Source organism: Allobosea sp. 05T422_2, assembly GCF_056396265.1.
The window spans coordinates 1-3,475 of the sequence record NZ_JBFTLD010000415.1; the positions used below are offsets into that span (position 1 = coordinate 1).

The following is a 3,475-nucleotide window of genomic DNA, read 5'->3' on the forward strand; positions in this document are numbered from 1 at the left end:
AATTTCAACTGCGTGCTTGTCGGCGATGAGAGCGACTGCACCGACGTTTTCAACGACGATCTGGCGATCCTTTATCTGCAATATTCGACGCAATGGGACAGTTTCGCCCATGTCGGCGCCCAGTTCGACGCCGATGGCGACGGCATTGCCGAGCGCGTCTACTATAACGGCTTCCGGGCTGGCATCGAGATTATCGGCCCCATAGAGGTCGGCGATGCAGGGCCCGGCGGTCAGGCCAGTACATCCAGCGCCCGTGCGCTGGGTATCGAGAACATGGCCGCCCACGGCATCCAGGGTCGCGCCGTGATGGTGGATCTGCGCGCCCATTTCGGGGATGAGCGCCGGCTCGTCGGCTATGACGACCTGATGTCGGTCCTGCTGGCCGATAACGTGACGGTCGAGGCCGGTGACGTGCTTTGCCTCCACACCGGCTTTGCACAGTGCGTGCTCGATATGGCCGCGCCGGATCCCGCCATCCTGCTCGGAACCTGCTGCGTCCTGAACGGTCGCGATCGGCGCCTACTGGAGTGGATCAGCGCGAGCGGCGTCGCCGCCATCGCGGCCGACAATTTTGCCGTCGAGGTGGTACCCGCGACCACTGGCGCCGAGCGCTGCTGCTCGAGCTTGCCACTGCATGAGCACTGCCTGTTTAAGAACGGGATACCGCTCGGCGAGCTGTGGCACCTGACGCCGCTGGCCGCATGGTTGCGCGAACATGGACGGTCGCGTTTCCTGCTGACCGCGCCGCCGCTGCGTCTGCCGGGTGCGGTCGGCTCGCCGGTGACGCCGATCGCGACTGTCTGAACCAGAGACAAGGCCATCCTGATGCCAAGCAAGGAACGCGTCCTCATCACCGGCTCGGCCGCCGGCATCGGCCGCGCCACGGCCGAACGCTGCCGGGCCGAAGACTACGAGGTCATCGGGATCGACCGCGACGGCGACGGCATCCAGGCTGACCTGTCAGATCCCGAGTCCACGGCCGCCGCACTTTCGGTCGCCTTGCGGGGCGGGCCGATCACCCGGCTCGTCAACAATGTCGGCATCGTGCGACCGGGACCGGTCGAAGAGCAAAGTTTCGCCGATCTCGACTTCGCCGTCTCGCTGAACTTGCGTTGCAGCCTGCAATGCCTGCAGGCGCTCCTGCCGGGGATGAAGCAGGCCGATTTCGCCGGGTAGTCAACATCGCGTCAAGGGCAGCGCTCGGCAAGGAACGGCGCAGCGTCTATGCGGCGACCAAGGCGGGTCTCATCGGGATGGCCAAGGTGTGGGCGCTCGAACTGGGCGGCCACGGCATCACCGCCAACAGCATCGGGCCCGGGCCGATCCGCACGGAGCTGTTCGAGCGCGCCAATCCGCCGGGAAGCCGGGCGACACAAGCCATCCTCGACGCCCTACCGGTGGGGCGCATGGKAGAGCCGGAAGATATCGCCAACGCGGCCGCCTTCCTGCTCGACGCCCGCAGCGGCTTCGTGACCGGGCAGACTCTCTATGTCTGCGGTGGCATGACCGTCGGCGCAGCAGGTAGCTGAAGGCAGACTATGAAACGGCTGGATTGCAAGTTCGCCATCTGGTCAGGCTGAATGTCAGCATTGTGGAAGTTCCCCGACAGCAAGTTTTGGTGCATCCGGTTGGCCGCAGCGGTTTGATGAATGTCCGGGCTCCATCCGCATTGACGTTGCCCCCAGGTTTTATCTAGCTGTGAGTTTGTTTCTGGCGGTTTGCATGCCCCTTTGGGCGGGTGAAGCGTCGGGCGTCGGCGCACTGCGGCGACGAGGATTCGCCGTCTACAAAGCTCAGGGAAAACTCGTGGCGCTATGAGAAAGACGGCAAGAGCCGCCACGGCGATTGGGATCCAAGGCTGCTAAGGAAGTAATTACGCAGCAGCGGCCTCCTTGATGGCCCCAGCAACCCATTCATTGAGGCTCTTGCCTTGGGCCGCTGCTGCAATGACCGCCGCCGCATGATCGTGAGGATCGAGGCGCACGTTGAACTTCCCGGAGAAGTTTCGGTGCGGTTCGATGTTCTTCTCCCGGCACATTTCAAGAAAGACGGCCAGAGACCTGCGGCCCTCCTCGATCAGGGACTGCACGCTTTCGGCGTAAAAGTCGGCCCCACCCTTCAAGCCGAGGAACTCGCCGCGAAACATCCGGATTTCAGGGTCGAACGTCAGGACAGCTTTCTCAGTGTCGATCTCAATCACGTTCTTCATGGTTTCACTCCGTTCTCATCAAGCCATTTGCGGATGCTGGCGACAGCGCCTTTATCGGTATCCGGMGAAGGGAGCGGGCGATGAAAAACGCGCACYTCTCCAAAGAGGAAGACACCTACCCGCGAGCCTTCTCCCTCGCTGACCTCAGCGCCAAGCGCCACGAATAAAGCTTCCATATCGGCCCATCGGATAGAGCCATTTACGGGCCGGGCGTAGCTCAGATCCAGCGTGGCTTTGTGCCGCTTCTTCATGCGAAATTAGTACCGATACTCAGTACCATTTGCAAGGCGGTGCTTGCGTGAAAGCCGCCGGGGCTTCATGAAAAAAAGGTTCGGTTGAATGGCGCTGATGGACGATGCCTTTGCCCTGATCTGCTGCCTCGGCAGGGTCCGGCTGGATTGCAGATAATGGCATTGTCACCGGGTAGCTCCGCGGCTTGTTTTGCCGTCTCCTTCGCCTGCTCCATCCGGAGCGCCCGCGGCTTCCGTCGGGTCTGCGTGTTCCGCTCCGTCGCCAGCTTCCTGAAATGCGCCAGATCGCTGACCAGGCGGGCGTAGGCGGCGACGTTCTTGAGCCGCAACTGCTCGATCACCTCCGGGCCGTGCTCTGCGTCATCGGCGGCGACGATTTCGATGATCGATGCGCCGAGGCGATCGCGGGCGTTGAGCAGGTTCCTTTGCCTCACGGCGGTCCCTCCAGCGCCCGCGCGCGACATGCGCGATTGGTGCGCAATTCTAGCAGGAACTAGCCGGCCGCACCCGGCGAAATGTGAGCACTCTGCGCCGGGACGACGTGCCGGCTCACGCGGCAAAATCCAGGCGCCGGCACCGCGTCGGACGCGGGTTTTCGTGCCGTTTGATGCCCGCAGGCGATCTGATTATGGTCTCGCCCCAAACATGTTCACGCCCACAGGAAGCAGCATGATGCGCGCCTTGGGAATGGTTCTGGTCGCAGTCGCTATTTCGAATGGAATGGTAGCAACTCCAGCAACAGCGGCCGGGGATTTCCCACTTGCCTCTTGCGCTTTGTGGAATGGAACCATCGTCGAGCGAGAGGGCATCGACACCAGAACCTCAATGATCAAGGGCATCGTTACGAAAGCGGATCTTCAGGACTACTGCGAGCGTGACCCAGGCGGCGAGAATCAAGCCTCCCGGCAGCAAGTCAGGCATCAGCCAGTGCGTGGCGCGCCATCTCAAGACCGAGAGCGACGTGGAACTTCTTGCGATGGCGAACTGCCCTGCTGGCTTGCTTGAATTCCAGTAC

7 protein-coding genes are annotated in these 3,475 nt (G+C 62.4%); 3 read left to right on the forward strand and 4 right to left on the reverse strand.

Annotated elements, in window-relative coordinates; all coding sequences use genetic code 11:
• From AC1DJT_RS35265 to AC1DJT_RS35275, 3 genes are all read left to right on the forward strand, one after another.
• Positions 1-804, forward strand: an 804-nt coding sequence (locus tag AC1DJT_RS35265) for a cyclase family protein (RefSeq protein WP_476835918.1), incomplete at its 5' end; no start/stop codon positions are given.
• 21 nt (positions 805-825) lie between these two features.
• Positions 826-1,176: an SDR family NAD(P)-dependent oxidoreductase gene (locus AC1DJT_RS35270; RefSeq protein ID WP_476769048.1), complete on the forward strand. Its 351-nt coding sequence runs from the start codon at positions 826-828 to the stop codon at positions 1,174-1,176.
• Positions 1,125-1,529, forward strand: coding sequence for an SDR family oxidoreductase (locus AC1DJT_RS35275; protein ID WP_476835919.1), 405 nt, complete (start codon positions 1,125-1,127; stop codon positions 1,527-1,529). Before AC1DJT_RS35270 ends, AC1DJT_RS35275 begins: the two co-directional genes overlap by 52 nt.
• A 344-nt stretch (positions 1,530-1,873) precedes the next feature.
• Here AC1DJT_RS35275 and AC1DJT_RS35280 read toward each other — a convergent pair whose 3' ends face one another.
• From AC1DJT_RS35280 to AC1DJT_RS35295, 4 genes are all read right to left on the reverse strand, one after another.
• Complete coding sequence (locus AC1DJT_RS35280) at positions 1,874-2,209, reverse strand: type II toxin-antitoxin system HicB family antitoxin (RefSeq protein ID WP_476769046.1); 336 nt, start codon at positions 2,207-2,209, stop codon at positions 1,874-1,876.
• Positions 2,206-2,460, reverse strand: coding sequence for a type II toxin-antitoxin system HicA family toxin (locus AC1DJT_RS35285; protein ID WP_476769045.1), 255 nt, complete (start codon positions 2,458-2,460; stop codon positions 2,206-2,208). Before AC1DJT_RS35285 ends, AC1DJT_RS35280 begins: the two co-directional genes overlap by 4 nt.
• 65 nt (positions 2,461-2,525) lie before the next feature.
• Positions 2,526-2,924: a hypothetical protein gene (locus AC1DJT_RS35290; RefSeq protein WP_476769044.1), complete on the reverse strand. Its 399-nt coding sequence runs from the start codon at positions 2,922-2,924 to the stop codon at positions 2,526-2,528.
• Between the two features lie 358 nt (positions 2,925-3,282).
• A partial coding sequence (locus AC1DJT_RS35295; protein ID WP_476835920.1) for a hypothetical protein occupies positions 3,283-3,475 on the reverse strand: 193 nt, incomplete at its 5' end.

Coding starts and splice junctions, on each gene's coding strand:
- AC1DJT_RS35290 (WP_476769044.1), bottom strand. CDS start 2,924: ATGTCGCGCGCGGGCGCTGGAGGGACCGCCGTGAGGCAAAGGAACCTG.
- AC1DJT_RS35280 (WP_476769046.1), bottom strand. CDS start 2,209: ATGAAGAACGTGATTGAGATCGACACTGAGAAAGCTGTCCTGACGTTC.
- AC1DJT_RS35270 (WP_476769048.1), top strand. CDS start 826: ATGCCAAGCAAGGAACGCGTCCTCATCACCGGCTCGGCCGCCGGCATC.